The organism is Algoriphagus terrigena DSM 22685, from assembly GCF_000429445.1.
GTDB classification, from domain to species: domain Bacteria; phylum Bacteroidota; class Bacteroidia; order Cytophagales; family Cyclobacteriaceae; genus Algoriphagus; species Algoriphagus terrigena.
Window position 1 is genome coordinate 25,339 of record NZ_AUBW01000020.1, and the last position, 19,503, is coordinate 44,841.

General features: G+C 47.9%; 15 protein-coding genes. 13 read left to right on the forward strand and 2 right to left on the reverse strand.

What is annotated here, in order from left to right:
• Positions 1 to 77: 77 nt before the first annotated feature.
• Genes G459_RS0117650 through G459_RS0117675 form a run of 6 tightly spaced genes read left to right on the forward strand, consistent with a single transcriptional unit; the run spans position 78 to position 6,939 of the window.
• Complete coding sequence (locus G459_RS0117650; RefSeq protein WP_026968825.1) at positions 78 to 1,226, forward strand: DUF3179 domain-containing (seleno)protein; 1,149 nt, start codon at positions 78 to 80, stop codon at positions 1,224 to 1,226.
• A gap of 7 nt (positions 1,227 to 1,233) precedes the next feature.
• Complete coding sequence (locus G459_RS0117655) at positions 1,234 to 1,818, forward strand: carboxymuconolactone decarboxylase family protein (protein WP_026968826.1); 585 nt, start codon at positions 1,234 to 1,236, stop codon at positions 1,816 to 1,818.
• On the forward strand, positions 1,815 to 4,580 hold the full coding sequence (locus G459_RS0117660; RefSeq protein WP_026968827.1) for a TonB-dependent receptor: 2,766 nt from the start codon (positions 1,815 to 1,817) through the stop codon (positions 4,578 to 4,580). The genes G459_RS0117655 and G459_RS0117660 overlap by 4 nt, the downstream gene beginning before the upstream one ends.
• Complete coding sequence (locus G459_RS27855; protein ID WP_051315291.1) at positions 4,580 to 5,833, forward strand: MFS transporter; 1,254 nt, start codon at positions 4,580 to 4,582, stop codon at positions 5,831 to 5,833. The genes G459_RS0117660 and G459_RS27855 overlap by 1 nt, the downstream gene beginning before the upstream one ends.
• 3 nt (positions 5,834 to 5,836) lie before the next feature.
• Complete coding sequence (locus G459_RS0117670; protein WP_026968828.1) at positions 5,837 to 6,403, forward strand: carboxymuconolactone decarboxylase family protein; 567 nt, start codon at positions 5,837 to 5,839, stop codon at positions 6,401 to 6,403.
• Positions 6,391 to 6,939 (forward strand): carboxymuconolactone decarboxylase family protein, encoded by a 549-nt coding sequence (locus tag G459_RS0117675; RefSeq protein WP_026968829.1) that lies wholly within the window; start codon positions 6,391 to 6,393, stop codon positions 6,937 to 6,939. Before G459_RS0117670 ends, G459_RS0117675 begins: the two co-directional genes overlap by 13 nt.
• 36 nt (positions 6,940 to 6,975) lie before the next feature.
• Here G459_RS0117675 and G459_RS0117680 read toward each other — a convergent pair whose 3' ends face one another.
• Positions 6,976 to 8,607, reverse strand: a complete 1,632-nt coding sequence (locus tag G459_RS0117680) for a carbon starvation CstA family protein (protein ID WP_026968830.1) — start codon at positions 8,605 to 8,607, stop codon at positions 6,976 to 6,978.
• A 212-nt stretch (positions 8,608 to 8,819) separates the two neighbouring features.
• On the opposite strand from G459_RS0117680, the gene accD reads away from it, so the two are divergent.
• From accD to G459_RS27860, 7 genes are all read left to right on the forward strand, one after another.
• The gene (gene accD, locus G459_RS0117685; RefSeq protein WP_026968831.1) at positions 8,820 to 9,662 is read left to right on the forward strand and encodes an acetyl-CoA carboxylase, carboxyltransferase subunit beta; all 843 of its coding nucleotides are present in this window, start codon (positions 8,820 to 8,822) and stop codon (positions 9,660 to 9,662) included.
• A 133-nt stretch (positions 9,663 to 9,795) separates the two neighbouring features.
• On the forward strand, positions 9,796 to 11,097 hold the full coding sequence (nqrF, locus tag G459_RS0117690; protein ID WP_026968832.1) for an NADH:ubiquinone reductase (Na(+)-transporting) subunit F: 1,302 nt from the start codon (positions 9,796 to 9,798) through the stop codon (positions 11,095 to 11,097).
• Between the two features lie 81 nt (positions 11,098 to 11,178).
• The gene (locus G459_RS0117695) at positions 11,179 to 12,330 is read left to right on the forward strand and encodes a formimidoylglutamase (protein ID WP_026968833.1); all 1,152 of its coding nucleotides are present in this window, start codon (positions 11,179 to 11,181) and stop codon (positions 12,328 to 12,330) included.
• Positions 12,330 to 12,557 (forward strand): cytochrome b5 domain-containing protein, encoded by a 228-nt coding sequence (locus G459_RS0117700; protein ID WP_026968834.1) that lies wholly within the window; start codon positions 12,330 to 12,332, stop codon positions 12,555 to 12,557. Before G459_RS0117695 ends, G459_RS0117700 begins: the two co-directional genes overlap by 1 nt.
• A gap of 3 nt (positions 12,558 to 12,560) precedes the next feature.
• The gene (locus G459_RS0117705) at positions 12,561 to 13,403 is read left to right on the forward strand and encodes an N-acetylglucosamine kinase (RefSeq protein ID WP_026968835.1); all 843 of its coding nucleotides are present in this window, start codon (positions 12,561 to 12,563) and stop codon (positions 13,401 to 13,403) included.
• A gap of 197 nt (positions 13,404 to 13,600) precedes the next feature.
• On the forward strand, positions 13,601 to 14,413 hold the full coding sequence (gene murQ, locus G459_RS0117710) for an N-acetylmuramic acid 6-phosphate etherase (protein WP_026968836.1): 813 nt from the start codon (positions 13,601 to 13,603) through the stop codon (positions 14,411 to 14,413).
• Between the two features lie 220 nt (positions 14,414 to 14,633).
• Entirely contained in the window at positions 14,634 to 16,382 is a 1,749-nt protein-coding gene (locus G459_RS27860; protein ID WP_084454564.1) for a pseudouridine synthase, read from the forward strand.
• A 169-nt stretch (positions 16,383 to 16,551) separates the two neighbouring features.
• Here the strand turns inward: G459_RS27860 and G459_RS0117725 are convergent, their stop codons facing one another.
• On the reverse strand, positions 16,552 to 19,440 hold the full coding sequence (locus G459_RS0117725) for a M1 family aminopeptidase (RefSeq protein WP_026968837.1): 2,889 nt from the start codon (positions 19,438 to 19,440) through the stop codon (positions 16,552 to 16,554).
• Positions 19,441 to 19,503 lie beyond the last annotated feature (63 nt).

A 19,503-nucleotide genomic window follows, 5' to 3' on the forward strand; every position in this document is an offset into this window, starting at 1 on the left:
TCCCTTCTGGAGTAACTGACTGGCCGGTTTTAAAGCCAGTCAGTTACTTCCTTCCCTTTGTTTAAAATCCCTTGGCTATGAAACTCCTTTTTTACATTGGAATTTCAGGATTGATCCTGTTCGAGTTCCTGAAAGTTTACTTCATCATGCCCATGCCGGGCAGTCAGCAATGGGATTCCATTGAATTTGCCTATTTCCTTCACCAGTACCGATGGGCATTTAGGATTGTCTGTCTGATTTTGATCCTCATCGGGTTCAAGGCTGCGATTTCTTCTCCGAAAAAATGGCTTCCGGCTCTTTGCTTGGCATTGAGCTTAGTCTTGGTTGGGATGTTCAATTTCAAGATGGCAGCGGATGCTATGTTTAAAGAACCCAAGCAACTCAGCTTTCTGGATCGAGCTTCTTTCGGAGAAAGTGACAGCACGTTGGTGGTCGCCATCGAAAAGGACGGCGAGGCCAAAGCCTATCCGATCCGATTCATCGTCTATCATCATCAGGTGCGGGACACCTTGGGCGGAGCCCCGGTGATGGTGACCTATTGCTCAGTTTGTCGAACAGGAAGGGTTTTCTCTCCATTTGTCGACGGTAACGCCGAAAACTTCCGACTGGTTGGCATGGATCATTTCAACGCCATGTTTGAAGATTCCCAGACAGGCAGCTGGTGGCAGCAGGCAACAGGCGAAGCCATTACAGGCGAGTTGAAAGGAACAAAACTGGATGAAATCGAGTCCATCCAATTGACTGCAAGGGCATTTTTCAAGGCTTATCCCGATGGAAAAATCATGGCTGCAGATCCAAATTTCCTATCCAAGTACGATTCTCTTGGGAAATTTGAAAAGGGGAAAAGCGAAAGCAAACTCACAGGTACAGACCCGTTTTCCTGGAATGAAAAGTCTTGGGTGGTAGGAGTGGACCTTGATAACGGAGGCAAAGCCTATGACTGGAACAGGCTCAAAGAAACAGAATCCATCCGGGATCGGGTGGGTGATCAGGACATCCTTCTCCTACTAAACAAAGACACTCAAAGTTTTGTGGTTTTCGAGATTCCTTCGGAAACCAAGTACCATCTCTGGACGGGAGACACACTTTACCTGGATTCAGCGGCTTATTCATTTACCGGAAAATCGCTTGAACCCACTCAATCAGATCTGAAACGCCTCAAGGCCTACCAGGAATTCTGGCACAGCTGGCGGACTTTCAGGCCCGGGACAGAAAAATCTAACTAAGCTAAACATGCCTTACATCAAACTCGAAGAGCACCTGCCCGGTATCACCGGACTGCTCGAATATAGAAAAGACACCGCTCAGCCCATCAGAGATCTTACGCAACTGTTGCTGAGAGGACCCTCGACACTGACCGAAGCGGAAAGGGAATTGATCGCCACGATCGTCTCTCACGGCAACGAGTGCAAGTTTTGCACCACAGCCCATGCCGAAACAGTTAATGAGCTGCTTCATGAAACCAATACGGTACAGCAGGTTTTGGGCGATGTGGAGTCTGCTCCTGTTTCTGAAAAAATGAAAGCGCTGCTGATCATCGCTAAACAGACACAGCAAAGCGGGAAAAATGTGAAGCCAGCCCACATCGAAAGAGCCAAGCAAGCAGGAGCAACAGATCTCGAAATTCATGACACCGTGCTGATTGCGGCTCTTTTTTGCCTGTACAACCGCTATGTAGATGGCCTAGGAACCAGTCTGCCCAAGGACAATTCCTATTTCAAATCCCTTGCAGAAAGACTGGCCTCCCAGGGATATTTCAGAAACCCGGCTGGATACGATCATCTGAAGGCAACTGCCGATAACATTAACCCAAAATGAAAAAAACGCTACTTATACTGTTGATTCTGGGCTTTTCGAGTCTGGGCCTGACTGCCCAAACCAAACTCACAGGCAAAATAACCGATGCCGAATCCGGTGAAAATATCATCGGAGCCACTGTCCTGATCAAAGGAAAACTGACCGGAACTGTAACTGACAATTCTGGAATTTTTGAACTGAACACCGGGGTGGAATTGCCCCTCACGTTGGAGATTTCCTACATGGGGTTTCAAAAAACCAGCGTGGAGGTACAATCCAATTCGCCGATCGAGGTGAAGTTAATCCAGGCTACTGAATTGCTCAGCGAGGTGGTTTTCTCGGCTTCCAAGATCGAAGAAACCATCTTTGAATCTCCGGTGAGTATTGAAAAAATGGATATCAAGACCATCCGCGAGACGCCATCCATGAGTTTTTACGAAGGAATTCAAAACCTAAAAGGAGTGGAACTGGTGACCAGCGGCCTGACCTACAAGCAAATCAATACCCGGGGCTTCAACAGCATCGGAAATCCGCGTATGCTCCAATTGGTGGATGGGGTTGACAATCAGACTCCGGGATTGAACTTTGCTGTCGGAAACCTCTTTGGTTCTAACGACCTGGATATGGAAAGTGTCGAGTTGATTCCCGGAGCCGCATCTGCGCTTTACGGGCCGGTGGCTTTCAATGGCGTCCTGATGATGCGAACCAAAGATCCATTTCTCTATCAAGGATTAAGTGTCCAGGCAAAAACCGGAATCAATCACGTCAACGATTCCTTTGCTGACCCAAGCGGAGTTTACGATTTTTCGATCCGCTATGCCAAGGCTTTCAACAATAAGTTTGCCTTCAAATTGAACGCATCCTATTTCACCGGCTTGGATTGGTATGCGACTAACTACGAGGATATTGACGCGCAAACTCCAGTTGAGTCCAGAGGAGATAACAATCCTGCCAGAGACGCACTCAACATCTATGGAGACGAGGTAGCCAGAACTTTGCCTGGCATCGGAAGAGTGTCCCGAACCGGATATGAAGAAAAGGACCTGATGAACTATGATTCCAAAGGATTGGGATTCAATACCTCTCTTCATTACCGGATCAATGAAAACATGGAATTGGTCTATGGCTATCAAGCCGGGAAAGGCCGGGCAGCCTACACGGGCAGCAACCGATTTATGCTCAACAACTTCGTTTTGCAGCAGCATAAATTGGAACTGAAAGGCACTAACTTTTTCCTGAGAGGCTATCTCGTCACCGAGAATTCCAATGATTCCTACAACACCAGAGCACTTGGTCAGCACATCAACCGTACTTGGGTAAGGGACCTGAACGGAGAGGTAGTTTCTTCCGATCAAGCTGACAATACTTGGTTTACCCGATACGCGGCGGCATTCGGAGGTAATATTCCAGCTGTCGAAGGCGGAAATCACGGCCTTGCTCGGTCTTTTGCAGATGAAGGAAGGATGATCCCAGGCTCAGGAGATTACAATGCTGAAAAGGACCGCTTGATTGGCGTGCAGGGACTCGACGGAGCTGGAATTCTAAGCCAAAGCAAGTTTTACCATGCCGAAGGGCAATATGATTTCAGCAATCAAATCAAGGTTGTGGATGTCTTGGTGGGTGGGAATTTCAGGCTTTACGACATGTTCACCAATGGGACTTTGTATGACGATCTTGACAAGGATGTCATAATTAAAGAAGGTGGCGCATTTGTCCAAGTTTCAAAGCGATTTCTCAATGATAAGTTGAAATTCACCTTTTCTGAGCGTTACGATAAAAATGAAAACTTCGAGGGCAGATTTACCCCAAGAGTATCCGGTGTGTTTTCCCCTTCCGAAAGACACAGCTTCCGTTCCTCATTTCAAAACGGATTTAGAAACCCCACTCCGGGTGACCAATATATTTTCCTGAATGTTGGTCCGATAATCATCTTGGGTGGGGTGCCGAGCAACAGCGAGGGACTCAATGTGTATGAAAACTCCTATACCGCGGCGTCGGTTGGGGCATTTGGATCTGCATTTGGACAGGATGTCGGTTCCGGTACTCCTCCTCCGCAAGCCTTGATGAATAACATGGGGCTTCTGGAAAAATCGGATGTCGACTACATCAAACCTGAGCGTATTTCCACTTTTGAAATCGGCTATCGCGGACTTTGGATGGATAACCTCTCCGTAGATCTGAACTATTACTACAGCCGTTACACGGATTTCATCATCAACACCGTCGTGATCCGGCCGGACAGCGAGATTTTGTTGGATAATGGCGACTATAATCCAGCGGCTGCGATGGATATCCTATCAGGAAACATTCAGGCCTTCCAGCTTTACACCAATGCTTCCGATGTGGTTTCTTCCCAGGGAGCAACTTTAGGTTTGAATTATTTGCTGCCTCGGGGATATTCCCTCGGAGTAAATGGGACTTGGGCCTGTTTTGATTTGATGGAAGCCGATCCCAGCAATATTGCAGCATTCAACACCCCGGAATTCCGTACTGGAGTTACTTTTGGAAATCCTGAGCTGACCAAGCGATTGGGATTCAATGTGGCTTGGAGATGGCAGGATGCCTTCGACTGGAGTGGCACTTTGACTCAGTTGAGACCAGGAAGGATTGATGCCTATTCCATGGTGGATGCACAGCTCAGCTACAGACTTCCCCAGTGGAAATCGGTCGTAAAGTTGGGGGCCAACAATCTCTTTGACAATCAGGTATATCAAGCCTATGGCTCACCGACCGTCGGAGGATTGTATTACATCAGTTTGACCTTTGACGAGCTATTTAGATAATGGCGCAGACACTAGCCATAGCGGACAATTCCGAGGTGGGTAGAGACAAGATCTCTGCCTACCTCTGGAGTGTTTTCCTGATTTGTTTTTTGGGAAATGCAAGTGCGGGAACAATCTCTACCATTGCCTCCGTCTACCTGCCGGTGATTGCCGACCAACTGGCCACTACCACCACTTCCGAAGAAATAAATGAAATCAGTGCCTATATCAATGCCCTCTACCTCGCCGGTTGGGCGATTGGCGGGATGACTTGGGGACTCATTTCTGATAAAATAGGTAGGGCAAAATCTCTGGCGATGTGCCTGGCTTCCGTAGGAATATTTACCATCGGGGTCTCATTTGCCGGATCATGGGAAATCGTGGTTTTGCTTCGATTGCTTGGAGGAATTGCAGTCGGTGGAGTGATGGTGATCACCATGACACTATTGTCTGAGATTTGGCCAGCCAAAACACGGTCCATTGTGATGGGCGTGGTTTCCATCGGTTTTCCTGTGGGCATCTTTTCCTCCGGATTGGTCAATCTTTGGGTAAATGACTGGCGGCAGGCGTTTTTGATCGGAGCAATTCCACTACTTCTTGCAGGAGTTTCATTTTTACGGTTGAAAGAATCTCCCCAGTGGAAGGCTTCCCAATTAAATATTGATGGAGCCAAAATCACAGGAAATTCTCATTTTAAAGCACCGGGATTGCTTCATGGAGCTGTGGTATTCGGTACCATGTTGATCGCACTTTGGTCAGCGTTTTCCTGGATGCCGACTTGGGTCCAAAGTTTACTCCAAGATTCCTCCGGTCAAACAGAGCGGGGGTCTGTGATGATGATCTTGGGTTTTGGGGGAATTATCGGAGGGATATTATCCGGGTGGATTGTCAAAGCGATCGGTGTTAGGAAGTCCATGTTGGTCTGCTTTACGGGAGCCCTCAGTATTTCTATCCTCCTTTACGGATTTACCCGGGAATTCTCATTTTGGATTTATCCAGCGATCATCTGCCTTTCCTTTTTCTTCGGAATAAGTCAGGGCTTATTGTCTTTCTACATTCCGCAGCTTTTTGCAGTGGACATTCGAGCTGGAGCGACAGGTTTTTGCTTCAACGCCGGAAGGGTGATCACCGCAATTGCGGTTTTTTCGCTTGGATCCTTGGTTCTTTTCCTCGGAGGATATGGCAATGCGCTACTGCTTTTTTCAGGGTTCCTTTTAATTGGATTTTTCTTTGTCTTATTGAGTAAATCACCGGAACAATCAACCCCAAAATAAACAATGACCTATATCAATTTGGAGAATAGCCTTCCCGGAATCAGAAGTTTGGTTCAGTACCGTCCGGAGACCGGAAGACATTTATATGCGTTGGTCAGAGTACTCCTGACCGGCGCTTCTACGCTGAGCAAAGGCGAAAGAGAATTGATAGCAGCCTTTGTCTCCAGCCGCAATGGGTGCACATTTTGCACAGAAAGCCACGCTTCGGCGGCTCGTATTCTCCTCCAGAACCAATCAGAAGTGGTTGATGAAGTTTTGGAAAAAGGCAGTTCAGAAACGCTGGGTCCAAAAATCAATGCCCTGCTCCAGATCGCCGGAAAGGTTCAAGTCAGTGGCAAGGAAGTTAGACCCGAGGATATAGACAAAGCGAAAAGCTGTGGCGCCACCGACTTGGAAATCCACGATGCGGTACTGATTTCGGCGGTTTTCTGTTTGTTTAATCGCTACGTGGATGGACTTGGCACTTCACTGCCCGAGGATTCGGCGGCTTTTGAAGAGATGGGCCACCGGATGATTTCCAATGAGTATAAGTTTCACCCAACCCAACAACCTAAGCCATGGCATACATAGAACTACCTGAAAATCTTCCCGGAATCCGTGGGTTGATGGCTTTCCGACCGGATGTCGCCAAGCATCTGAACCAACTCGCCGAAGAGTTGCTCCGATCAGAAAATTCCCTTACCCGAGGTGAGCGGGAATTGATTGCCACACACGTTTCTTACCTGAATGATTGTTTTTTCTGCCAACACGCACATCAGGCGTTGGCTGGCTATTACCTCGAATGTGATTTTGACCTCTTGGATGATGTCAAGGCAAATCCGGAAGGAGCGACACTTTCGGCTAAGATGAAAGCGCTGCTAAAGATCGCGGGAAGTGTACAAAAAGGAGGGCTTCATGTTTCTCCGGATCAGATCGAGCGAGCCAAAAGCGAAGGCGCTACCGAACGGGAAATTCACGACACAGTTTTGATCGCTGCGGCTTTTTGCATGTTCAACCGATATGTGGATGGATTGGGGACAGATGCTCCTCAGGATCGGGAGTTTTACAAAAACCGCGCAGAAGCGCGGGCCAAGGAGGGCTATTCCAATTATAACCCAATCAACTAGCCAAAATTCAGGAGAGCTTCAAGAGTACGAATTTTTTCAGGCTCCTGAAGTTACTTTCGCCTCACTTTTCAAACTCTTGAAAGCAAGGAAAATCAGGGCAATCGCCAGTATAAAAAGCAACGCAGCGATCACAGCCAGGACGTAGCCTTTTTCCTGAAAGTTCTTCCAGGCAAAGAGCCCAAGCGATGCCAAAGTCACCGTGAACATGAAGAACATTGGGATCATGACAAAGGTGGCTGGAATATTTTTTCGGATCAACCAAACTGCGATCGTTAGGAGTGCCAAAGCCGCCAAGAGCTGATTTGCCGAGCCGAAGATCGGCCAGAGCGTGCTGAATTCTCCGGATAGCAGCAGCAAGACAGATAGGATCACCACAATCGTGGTGGACAGATATCGGTTTTTGGCAAGTGTCTGAGCCGCTGGCTGAGGCATATCTTCGAAGTATTCCTGAAGGGTAAAACGCGCAAGTCGCGTACAGGTGTCCAAGGTCGTCAGGGCAAAAGCGGAAACGGTCAATGCGACAAATCCTACGGCGAATGTCTCGGAGATTCCCAAGGTCGAGATCATTCCCCCGATGCCATTCGAGAAGAGCGCTACGGGCCCCTCAGCTCCGAGTCGACTCGTATATTCTTCACGTGAAAGCACCGCGACTGCTCCGACTGAGATGATCGCGAGGAAGGACTCGATCAGCATTCCCCCGAATCCCACGACTTTTGCGTCGCTTACTTTATCCAGCTGCTTGGAGGTCGTGCCAGATGCCACGAGCGAATGAAAACCGGAGATGGCTCCACATGCAATGGTCACAAACAAAACCGGGAAGACAAAGCCCAGGCTTTCGCTTGAGGTATGAATCTCCGTAGTCATCTCGATCTGTGGATTTGCGATGAACACACCCGCCACAGCCGCGATCATCATTCCGTAGAGCAGGTAGCTATTGAGGTAATCTCTGGGCTGAAGCAGCAAGCTGACAGGAGCAACCGAAGCCACAAAAGCGTAACCAAGTAATGCCATAATCCAGACTTCGTAGCTGAGATTGATCGGCAGCTGAGTGCCCAGATAGACAAAATAGTACATCAGAACGACTCCGATGACGGTGATGATTGTAAAAGCGATCTTCCCGTTTCCCACAAGCCGGTTTAAATACCCGAAAGCGACGGCCAAAAATATAAAGAGAATGGAAGCCGAGCCCACACCCGGATTTGCGATAAAGGTCTTTGCGATGATATCTGAGAAAACCCCGATCACCAGAATCAAGGTGGAAAAGCTAAACAGGATGAAAAGTTGTTTTCCTCTCGGTCCAATTTGGTTTCGGATGATCACGCCGATTGACTTTCCGTCAGTCCGCAGTGAAGCCGCCATACTTCCCAGATCATGAACCGCCCCGAAGAAGATGCCGCCCACCAAGATCCAGATCACGGCAGGAATCCACCCAAAGGTGACAGCGATGATCGGTCCGACGATCGGTCCGGCACCGGCAATCGAAGCAAAATGGTGTCCCAATACTACGATTGGTTTGCTGGGTTCATAGTCTACTCCGTCCCGCAGCAGGTGGGCTGGGGATTTTTGGGAATCATCCAGCCCAAATTTTTTATAAACAAAAGCGCCGTAAAACCGGTAGGCTACAAAAAGTAGTACTGCAGAAATCAGGAGGAGGAGGGCTAAACTCATGGTTTATTCTGGGGATTTGGTCTTTTGATCACGTAAAGTCTGTCTTCGAGGCGCAATTTAGAATAATGTAAAATTCATCTCGGTAAAAAGTACATTTTCTCGGACGAAATCAGAAAAGGAATCCCGAGGATCATTCATCCAAATTTTATTTAATGGAGATTAGGTCTAAATTTGCGTCCTTTGACTTGTCAAAAATAACCTAACAATTCAATATGGCTTGGTTTAAAAGAACTGACAAAGGCATCAAAACCTCTACTGCTGAGAAAAAAGATGCTCCCGACGGGCTTTGGTTTAAAACTCCAAACGGAAATATCATCCACACCCGGGAGCTCAAAAATAACTCTTTCGTATGCCCTGACGATGATTTTCATGTGAAGATCGGCTCCAAGGAATATTTCGAAATCTTGTTTGACGGCAACAAATTCACCGAGCTGGATACCACTATGAAGTCGGGAGACCCGCTCAAGTTTTCCGATACCAAACCCTACACCTCCCGAATCGAGGCTACGATCAAAAAAACAGAGCTCAATGATGCCGTCCGTACTGCGCATGGCAAGATGAACGGACTGGAGATCGTGGTCGCTTGTATGGATTTCAATTTCATCGGCGGATCCATGGGATCAGTCGTAGGTGAGAAGATCGCCCGGGCGATTGACCATTCATTGAAGCACAAGGTTCCTTTTCTGATGATCTCCAAATCAGGCGGTGCCAGGATGATGGAAGCTGGATTCTCATTGATGCAGATGGCCAAGACCTCCGCAAAGCTGGCGTTGCTGGATCAGGCGGCGATCCCTTATATTTCGTTGTTGACAGACCCTACCACCGGCGGCGTGACTGCTTCCTATGCGATGTTGGGTGATTTTAACATCGCCGAACCGGAGGCGTTGATCGGCTTTGCCGGGCCACGTGTCATCCGCGAAACCATCGGTAAGGATCTTCCCAAGGGATTCCAAAGTTCAGAGTTTGTATTGGAGCATGGATTTCTTGACTTCATCATCGATCGTCGGCAGTTGAAAGCGAGATTGACCACATTACTCAACCTCCTGAACAATTAAACCCTTACCTCATCAAAAAGCCTCCCCGATTCAGGTCAAAATTGTTTTTGTTTGGCCTGTTTTATGGATTAATAAATATATTTGTGCTCCCAAATCGGGTTCAAATCCAGACGAAAAAGAAAATTAAAATTTCATGGGTTCAGTAATTATTACCTCCATTGTAGCGTTCACGGTCATCATCCTGCTACTGGTGTTTATTCTCCTCTTTGCCCAGTCCAAACTGGTCAACTCAGGAGATGTGAAGATTGTCATCAACGGAGACAGCGAAAACGCGATCGTGGCTTCGGCCGGATCAAGCCTGCTTTCTACCTTGAGCAACCAGAAAATCTTCCTTCCTTCCGCCTGTGGCGGTGGGGGAACTTGCGCCATGTGCAAGTGCGTAGTGGAAGACGGCGGGGGCGACGTGCTTCCTACTGAAGTCGGCCACTTAAGCCGTGCTGAGCAGCAGGGTCACGTGAGACTTGCCTGTCAGGTAAAGGTGAAGCAGGATATGAAAATCCGCGTGCCTGAGGAAATCTTCGGGATCAAGAAGTGGGAATGTGAGGTTATATCCAACTACAACGTTTCTACCTTTATCAAAGAATTCAAGGTGAAACTGCCGGAAGGCGAGACCCTTCACTTCGAGGCAGGAGGATATATTCAGGTCGATGTGCCTGCGATCACCGTGCAGTTTAAAGACATGGACATCACTCCGCATCCTGAGTTGGGTCACCCTGCGGATGTGTACAAGAGCGATTGGGATAAATTCGGTCTCTGGAGCCTGGTCATGAAGAATGACGAGCCGCTTTTCAGAGCGTACTCGATGGCCAATCACCCGGCTGAAGGTAACATCGTCATGCTGACCATCCGTATCGCAACTCCGCCGTGGGATCGCGCCAACAACCGTTGGATGGACGTAAATCCGGGTGTTTGTTCTTCCTATGTATTTGGAAGAAAGCCAGGTGACAAAGTGACTATTTCTGGCCCTTACGGTGAATTCCACATCAACCCAACCGAGCGGGAGATGATCTACATCGGTGGTGGTGCAGGGATGGCACCTTTGAGAGCGCACGTTTTCCACTTATTCCATACTGAGAAGACCCACAGAAAAGTGTCCTACTGGTACGGTGGACGTTCCAAGAAGGAATTGTTCTACGTGCCTCACTTCAGAGATATTGAGAAAGACTTCGATAATTTCAGATTCTACATCGGACTATCCGAACCGCTTCCGGAGGATAACTGGAAGGTGAAGAAATCTCTGGACGATGACGGTGACGGATACGTTGGATTTATCCACCAGGTCTTGTTTGAGAACTATCTCAAGAATCACCCTGAGCCGGACGAAATCGAGTATTACCTTTGCGGGCCTCCTTTGATGAACGCTGCGGTGCTGAAGTTGCTGGATGACTTGGGTATTCCTAAAGAAAACATCCGCTTCGATGACTTCGGAGGATAAAATTTCACAAAAGATCCCGCTCAGGCGGGATTTTTCGTTTAGTACCATTTTTGAGTATTTTTAAAAACACTTCACCTCTTTATGACTATTCAATCCTTTTTTGATCCGGTGGCGGATTTCCTGCTTGACAAAAAATATCCGGAAAATTCATTTTATCGGCAGATTCAAGTTCATGGCGAGAAATTCCCCGATCTCAAAGAGGTTCACATTGCCTTGGTAGGGATGAAAGAAAAGCGTGGGGCTAAGAAATCTGAGAGCATCGAAAGGGGAAGTGCTGAAATCCGGGAGAAACTTTACGAGTTGAAGAAAGGATTGATCCCTTACCGGATAGCCGATTTGGGGGATTTGATCTCCGGAGACTCTCTCAACGATACCTATCAAAACATGCGTCAAGTTGGCGAGGCCTTGATGAAGCAGCAGATCCTGCCCATCTTCTTCGGAGGGTCTCACGACTTGGACTACGGACAGTATCTTTCCTATCAAAAACTGAAAAAGCTCGTCAGTCTGGTCACTGTGGACTCCAAAGTAGACATGGAGGAATCTGGGCCTGAAGACGACCGCCATACACAGGAGATCGTGCTCCATCAGCCGAATTTTCTCTTTTCCTACACCCATCTCGCCTATCAGAGCTTCCTGGTTGATCCCACACTCATCAATGTGATGGAGAAACTGTACTTCGATCATGTGCGTCTCGGTCAGCTGCGGGATAAGTTCAAAGAGGCCGAACCGCTGATCCGTGATGCGGATTTGCTGAGTTTTGACCTAAGCGCTATCCAGTCTGCGGATGCGCCGGGCGCGGTCGATGCACAGCCATTCGGGCTGAGTGGAGAAGAAGCCTGTCAGGTGTTTTGGTTTGCGGGAATGAATGAGAAGCTGAGCTCTATCGGTCTTTATGGCTATGATCCCTACTTCGACGATGCAAATAACAAGACGGCCAAGGTCGCTGCTGTCATGATCTGGTATTTTATCGAGGGATTCTATGCGAGAAAGGACAGCCTTTCCTTCAAAAGCGCCGATTACATCAAGTTTACCGTTTCACTGGATATGAAGCCGAACACTTTGGTCTTTTACAAAAGCAAAAGAAGCGGGAAATGGTGGATGGAAATCCCCCACAACGACACCGCACGCTATGATCGAGTGAGCACGGTGCCGTGTAGCTATGCAGACTATCAGCTGGCGCAAAAAGGAGAGATCCCCGAGCGCTGGATCAATGCGCAGATCAAGCTGTATTGATGAAGGTGTACACCAAGCAACAGCTGGCCTTGAGAAATGGCCAGGATAGACCCGAGATTTGGGTAGCATATCGGGGAGTGATTTACGACGTGGGGAGTTCCCGGCTTTGGAAAAACGGCACGCACTACGAGCACTGGGCTGGTCAGGATTTGACAGACGAGCTGGTAGATGCTCCGCATACGGAGAAAGTATTTGAGAAATTTCAGGCCATCGGCCAACTAGCATAGCACATGATACTAATTGCAGACAGCGGTTCCAGCAAAACAGACTGGAGAGTCATCCATCGCGATGGTAAGATCAGCCAGCATCGTGGCGTGGGATTCAATCCCTACTACATGACCTCGGAGGAGATGGCCATTCAGATGCGCCATGATTTTCTGATTAATCTCGAGAGTGAGATTGAAGAGATCTATTTCTACGGGGCAGGCTGCTCCTCACCGGACAGAAATGCGGAGGTTGTCAATGCCTTGGCTACCATATTCGGTCATGCCAAAATCCATGTGGATCACGACCTGGCGGCGGCGGCACATGCGACCTGTGGCCATCAGCCAGGCATTGCCTGCATCTTGGGGACTGGGTCGAACAGTTGTGATTACGATGGTAAGACAATCTTGACGACTCGACCCGCTGCAGGCTACATCTTGGGAGACGAAGGGGGAGGATGCTACGTGGGGCGAAAGTTTCTGACTGATTTTATTCATGAAGAGATGCCAGAAAGCATTCGGGAGGCGGCGATTGAACGCTTCCATATCACGCAAAATATCATTCAGGATCATGTTTATCGCCAGCCGTTTCCGAGCAGATACATGGCGAGTTTTTGCAGGTTTATCACCGAAAACAAAGCAGATCCCTATTGCTACGGGCTGTACTACAATTCATTCAAAGATTTCTTTGCGAAGCATATCTTCAAATACCCGGAATATCAAAATAAGTCGGCCAATTTCGTGGGGTCCATCGCGTACTACAACTCTGATATCCTGAGAAAGGCTGCCGCTGACTCGGGAATTAACGTCAATATCATCATCGAAAGTCCGATTGCTGGCCTCACGCTTTACCATCAGGAAAAGCTTTAAAATCGAGTCTGCCTCAGACGGACAGACTCAACGGTAATTCACATGCTGGGTGAATTATACCAGATGCGAGATTCCGTTCGACTAATAAAAAGAAAAGACATAGAGACATGAAATCGAGCATGTTGGAATCAACATACACTGTGGTGTTTACCAGCTATGCGAAGATTACATATGGCCGCTGAAAAAAAAATAATCATATGAAAGTCACCGAAAGCAGCTCCGGATATGAGAACCTGGAGCAGATGGATACCATCGACCTGCTCCAAAATATCAATGCGGAGGATCACAAAGTGGCTCCGGCCGTAAAGGAAAAACTTGCCGCAATCACGGCACTTGTGGATCAGATCGTGCCAAGGATGAGGGAAGGCGGAAGGCTTTTTTACATCGGTGCAGGCACAAGCGGACGACTCGGCGTATTGGATGCATCCGAATGCCCGCCGACCTATGGTGTTCCCCACGATTGGGTTGTGGGTCTTATCGCTGGCGGTGATTCGGCAATCCGGAAGGCGGTTGAAAACGCGGAAGACGATCCCGAAATGGCCTGGAAGGATATTCAGGCCTATGGTTTTTCGGAGTTGGACACGGTGATCGGAATTGCCGCGTCCGGATCAACTCCCTATGTGATTGGCGGAGTGAAAACTGCCAGAGAGAAAGGCTTGCTCACCGGCTGCATCACTTGTAATCCTGATTCACCTTTGGCAAAAGCGGTTGAATACCCGGTCGAAGTCGTAGTCGGGCCGGAGTTTGTCACGGGAAGTACCCGGATGAAATCCGGAACCGCCCAAAAGCTCGTTTTAAATATGATCTCCACCACCGTGATGATCAAACTGGGACGGGTGAAAGGAAACAAGATGGTGGATATGCAGCTATCCAATATCAAGCTGGTCGATAGAGCTACTAAGATGGTCATGGAAGCCACCGGATTAGACTATGAGGCAGCTAATGAATTGGTGCATTCCCAGGGCTCTGTCCGCAACGCAACAGAATATTATTATAAAAACAAGGGCTGATCGTTAGGAATATTTTGAAGGGCGTAGTGATAATTGCTTTCATTGCACGTATCTTTGCACCCCGAATAAGCGTTTGAAATTCATGGGTTTATAACTGATTCGTTATGACCTCATAAGATCCCGCAGAATTGAAAATCACATCTATGGTTGACCATTCGTCCTGCTCGATTTCAGCTGCATATTCATTCACCACAAACTACAGCAGTGATGCTGCATACTTATGAAAAAGAACAATTCAAGAAAGCCATTCTTCAACGAAGGAGGCAAAGATTCTGATTCCTCAAAGTCGTCCGGAAAATCAGGTTTCTCATCGAAAGGTGGCCGATCTGACAGAGGCGACAGCAAATTTTCCCCAAAAGGAAAGTCATTCGGAAAGAAAGACGACTCCTATAGCAAACCCTCCTTCGGCAAAAAGGACGATTCCTTCAGCAAGCCTTCTTTCGGCAAAAAGCCGGGCTTCGATTCTGATTCCAAGAGGTCTTTTGGAGATAAGCCAAAAGGTAAATTTTTTAAATCCGATGGAGCAGGCTCAGACAAGCCGGCCTACGGTAAACGACCTAGTTCAGGAGATTCTGAGAGAAAATCCTACGGGGACAAGCGCTTTGACAACAAAGGAGACGGTTTCAAGAAGAAATTCGAGAAGCGGGACGACTCAGGTTTTGCGAAGAAATCCTACGGAGACAAGCCTGATCGTTTCAAGAAAGACGACTTTGCAGGCAAAAAATTCGAAAAGCGTGACGGAGGAGATTTTCCTAAAAAGTCCTTCGGAGACAAGCCTGATCGATTCAAAAAGGATGATTTCGCAGGAAAGAAGTTTGAGAAGCGGGATGGCGGAGATTTTCCGAAGAAATCCTACGGCGAAAAATCCGGATCTTTTGGTAAGAGCTTTGACAAAAAAGCCGGATCAGACTATCCCAAAAAATCATTTGGAGATAAGCCGGACCGATTCAAGAAAGAGGATACTGGAAACAGAAAGTTTGGAAAAGACGCAGACTCCGGTTCTGAGAAACCTTTCTTCAAAAAGAGCTCTTCCGAAGGCAAAGCTCCGGGGGAATCCGGAGAGCGATTGGTTTACAAAGGTAGAGGACGTGATCAGCAGCCGGTTTTTGCGCCGGAGACGCCAAAGTTCAACGAGGATAAGCCAACGGAAAAGAGAGGTTTTGGCAAAAACAGACCGAACCGTCAGGAATTGAATACCGATAGACCGGATTACAATTTTGATGCGCTCCCAGCCAGAAAGATCAAAGGAAAAGAAGAAACGGATCTGCTCCGACTGAACAAATACATTGCTAATTCCGGGATTTGCGCACGAAGAGAAGCGGATGATCTGATCGCGAAAGGACTGATCACCGTCAACGGCGAAGTAATCACCGAGATGGGTTTCAAAGTAAAGAAGACCGACCGCGTAGTTTATCAAGGCAAAAAGGTCAATCCTGAGAAGCCTGTCTATGTGTTGTTAAACAAACCGAAGGATTTCATCACAACTACTGATGATCCGATGGAGCGCAAGACGGTGATGGCTCTCGTGGAGAATGCCTGCGAAGAGCGGATGTTCCCAGTAGGAAGGTTGGATCGGAACACTACCGGCCTCTTGCTTTTTACCAACGACGGAGAGCTGACAGCGAAACTTTCTCACCCATCCAATGAAGTGAAAAAGATCTATCAGGTGACGCTTGACATGCCTTTGACCCACAACCATGAGAAAGAAATCCTCGAAGGATTGACCTTGGAGGATGGAGACGTCAAAGTAGATGACATGAAGGTGCTCTCTTTGGATCGGACCATTCTTGGCTTGGAGATCCACATCGGAAGGAACCGCATCGTGAGAAGACTATTCGCCCACTTGGGCTATGAAGTCACTGCGCTGGATCGCGTGATGTACGCCGGGCTCGACAAGAAAGACCTGAAGCGAGGACACTATCGCTTCCTCACCGAGCAGGAAGTGATTCGACTGAAATTCTTCACCTAAGATTAGAAAGGCTCCCGAAACGGAGCCTTTTTTAATTTTTATTGGGATTGGTTTGTCTGTTATCCTGCTTCTCCAGAAGCTGGATTTCGTCTTTTTGCGGTTCGGCTTTTCTCCCACAGATCTTCACAGATGAAAGGACATATTTCTCTCGTTCTGCTGCAGATGATCATTATTGCAACGGGCTGACCGGGACGTACTCTAGCAGAAAGCTACTTTGGTCAAACTCTATTTCCCCGGAGAAACCTGCCTCTAATCCTAACTCCTGCCATTCCCTTTCAGGATAGATTTTCATCTCTTTTCCGGAGGCATCGAAGACCACCACAGGGATTTTTACCTCGCCTAAGTCTTTGTCAATCCGATAAAAGAGCGAAGATTTTTCGTCCTGATTTTTTACATAGTACTCCAGCTTTGGCAGATCTTTTACCGTCAGATATTCCTGAAAAAGCAAGCTCAGATCCTGTCCGGTTCGCTTGCTGAGCAGCTGCTCCAAGTCTTGAGAGGTGATGCTTTGGTGACGGAATGTCGACTGGAGTTCTTTCATATAGGCAAACCAAACTTCATCTCCAGCCAGCTTTCGCAGTGCATCCAGAAAAAGAGCTCCCTTGGTGTACATATCGCCCAGATCATAATGGACGTGATTGAGCCCAAAGTTTCCAATCAAAGGCGTTTTGTGATTCATCTCTGTCCGCATCGAATTCAGATAAACCTGCCCTGACTCATACCCATAGCGATCCTCCAGAAAGAGCGATTCGGCATAGGTGGCAAAACCCTCGTGAATCCACAGTTCGGCATTGTCCGTGCAGCTCAGGCTGTTTCCCCACCACTCGTGGGCAAACTCATGGAGTAGAATCTGCGCAGGAATCCAGCCTTTTGCGAAGTTTTCATCCGTAAACTGATCCCAAGGTCTTTCTTCCTCCCTGAAGAACTCAACTCCAAGCGCCACGGCGCTTTGATGCTCCATCGCATGAGGCGACTCGACGAATCTAATTCCGTCTTTGGGGAATGGATAGGGACCAAAATACTTTTCAAAACTGTCCAAAACGGGCTGAACCAACGGCATTTTCTTTTTTCCGATTTCCACCTGATCATACAATACATCTATCTCAAAGGCAATTTCACCTTCTTCGCCGCTGAGTTTGTCACGCAATGCCTGATATTTGCCAAGATAGAGGATCAGGTTGTAGTTGTTGATCGGATAGCTCACGGCCCACGACGTCCGTGATTTGCCGTTTCCGAGCTCTTTGTCTTCGACCTTTCGCCCATTGGCGATGGATACGAGATCAGCCGGATGGGTGATGCTGATCCGCGCCGAGTCGGGTTCGTCGGAGAGATGCTCTTTGGTTGGCCACCAGCCGCTGGCGCCATATCCCTGACAGATTGCCTGAATCCAGGGATGGTCGTTTTCATCTTTTGTCCAGAGAAAAGACGCGTACATAGGAATGTTTGGATCGTAGTCCAAGGGCCTCCCATGAAAAAACACTTGAATTTCGTCCACAGAACCTTTTAAAAGATCGCCCGGAAACTGAATGGTCACTGCGTCAAATTCCCTGGAGAAATCAAGCAGCGCACCTCTGTACAGGATACTGTCAATCTGCATCTTCGAATAGAGGTCGACTTGGATCTTGTCGGTATTTTCCAGGACATTGAAGCGGATCAGGCTGCTCCCCGCGATAATTTCCTCCTCGGGAAAGACTTCCACATCCAAATGATAAAAGCCTACGTCATAGGAAGTTCTCAACCGGGTCAGCGCTCCTTTCAACGTGTCGAGCCGCGTAAACTCATAAGGTTTCTGGTCGGGAGAGACGTCTTTGAAACCATAGATTTCCTTGGTTTCGATCCCTTTGCTTTGGTCAAAAGCCTGCCAAAATTCAGGCGAATAGTTTTTCTGAAAATAGGTATTGGCCTTGCCGAGGTCATTAGAGAGGAAAGGTTTGGAGTAATCATCAGGAACATTCGAGGCGTTTTCGGTTTTGAAATGGAGGGTCTGAATCAACGGAGAACGGTCCATTCCTCTGGGTTTGCTGGATATCTCGAAGATCTTGCTTGAATTGATTTCGTCCAAAATCCATGTGTTTCCATCAAATCTATATTGAATGACTTCCCTCCATTCCCCACTGTTGTAGTGAAATTTGTACAAATTGGTCGCCATGATAAAACTGGCTTGGGACTTAATCCTCTTGAAGGCTTTTTCCGTGGATATGAAGTCAATCTTGACATAGGCAAGCGTCTCTTCGTCCAGATACAAATGCCCGGTCCAGATCGCGTTTTTATGCTTTGTCTTGGGCACCAAAGAGATCTTGTAAGTCGGCCGTCCGTTGATCGAAACCCTGTCTTCCAGTTCAAATTGGTAATTGGAAATAAACTGCTCTTGCTGTACCGTTGAGGTAAAATCCCGTGCCACGTCCCGGTTGAGCAGAAGATACACATTGGTTTCCCAGGGAGTCATGATTTGCACTTTCCAGTCATCATATTCCGTGGGCTTGGTCCGCACCTGCCTCACATGGATAGAGTCTCCCACCTGATCCCATTCTTCGTTGTGGAGTTCATAAGGAGGTTTGACGAGATCGATGAAAGCCTCGGTATATCTCAGCGTTTTGTTGTTTAGCAGTGTGTTGTTTCTGTAATATCCCTGCAGAAATGCGCTGTCCGTGCCATAGTTTTTGGTCACATTGAGCGCCGCCGCCCGCAGCAAGGCCACAGGATCTTCAGGCTTGACTTCTACACTTTGAAGTTCCAGGTATTCTTCTTCCAGACTGACTTCCAAAAAATCCTGGCCCGCGCTCCACGAAAACTCGGCCTCGGTATATCCCAGACAGCTTACCTTTATCTTGAGTTCGTCAATCGGTTCGGCTAAAATTATCTCAAACTCCCCTTTGAGTCCTGCGATGGCCCCGTTTCCGGTTTCTAAGAGATAGATGTGCGCAAATGGAATCGGCTCTTTGGTCTTGGCACTGATGACTTTTCCTTTCAGTGTCTGTGCCTGTGTGACTAGCCCGATGGAAAAGAAAGTGAAAAGGATGAAGAGGCCGGTCGCTTTGAATTTTAAAGAATCGGACATCGGAGTGGGTTTCGGTTTTCGCTTTCAAAAAACGGGAATTTGTTCCATTTAGATTGGATGCGA

Coding starts and splice junctions, on each gene's coding strand:
- G459_RS0117650 (WP_026968825.1), top strand. CDS start 78: ATGAAACTCCTTTTTTACATTGGAATTTCAGGATTGATCCTGTTCGAG.
- G459_RS0117675 (WP_026968829.1), top strand. CDS start 6,391: ATGGCATACATAGAACTACCTGAAAATCTTCCCGGAATCCGTGGGTTG.
- G459_RS0117705 (WP_026968835.1), top strand. CDS start 12,561: ATGATACTAATTGCAGACAGCGGTTCCAGCAAAACAGACTGGAGAGTC.
- murQ (WP_026968836.1), top strand. CDS start 13,601: ATGAAAGTCACCGAAAGCAGCTCCGGATATGAGAACCTGGAGCAGATG.
- G459_RS0117655 (WP_026968826.1), top strand. CDS start 1,234: ATGCCTTACATCAAACTCGAAGAGCACCTGCCCGGTATCACCGGACTG.
- G459_RS0117670 (WP_026968828.1), top strand. CDS start 5,837: ATGACCTATATCAATTTGGAGAATAGCCTTCCCGGAATCAGAAGTTTG.
- G459_RS0117725 (WP_026968837.1), bottom strand. CDS start 19,440: ATGTCCGATTCTTTAAAATTCAAAGCGACCGGCCTCTTCATCCTTTTC.
- G459_RS0117700 (WP_026968834.1), top strand. CDS start 12,330: ATGAAGGTGTACACCAAGCAACAGCTGGCCTTGAGAAATGGCCAGGAT.
- nqrF (WP_026968832.1), top strand. CDS start 9,796: ATGGGTTCAGTAATTATTACCTCCATTGTAGCGTTCACGGTCATCATC.
- G459_RS0117680 (WP_026968830.1), bottom strand. CDS start 8,607: ATGAGTTTAGCCCTCCTCCTCCTGATTTCTGCAGTACTACTTTTTGTA.
- G459_RS0117695 (WP_026968833.1), top strand. CDS start 11,179: ATGACTATTCAATCCTTTTTTGATCCGGTGGCGGATTTCCTGCTTGAC.
- G459_RS27855 (WP_051315291.1), top strand. CDS start 4,580: ATGGCGCAGACACTAGCCATAGCGGACAATTCCGAGGTGGGTAGAGAC.
- accD (WP_026968831.1), top strand. CDS start 8,820: ATGGCTTGGTTTAAAAGAACTGACAAAGGCATCAAAACCTCTACTGCT.
- G459_RS27860 (WP_084454564.1), top strand. CDS start 14,634: ATGAAAAAGAACAATTCAAGAAAGCCATTCTTCAACGAAGGAGGCAAA.
- G459_RS0117660 (WP_026968827.1), top strand. CDS start 1,815: ATGAAAAAAACGCTACTTATACTGTTGATTCTGGGCTTTTCGAGTCTG.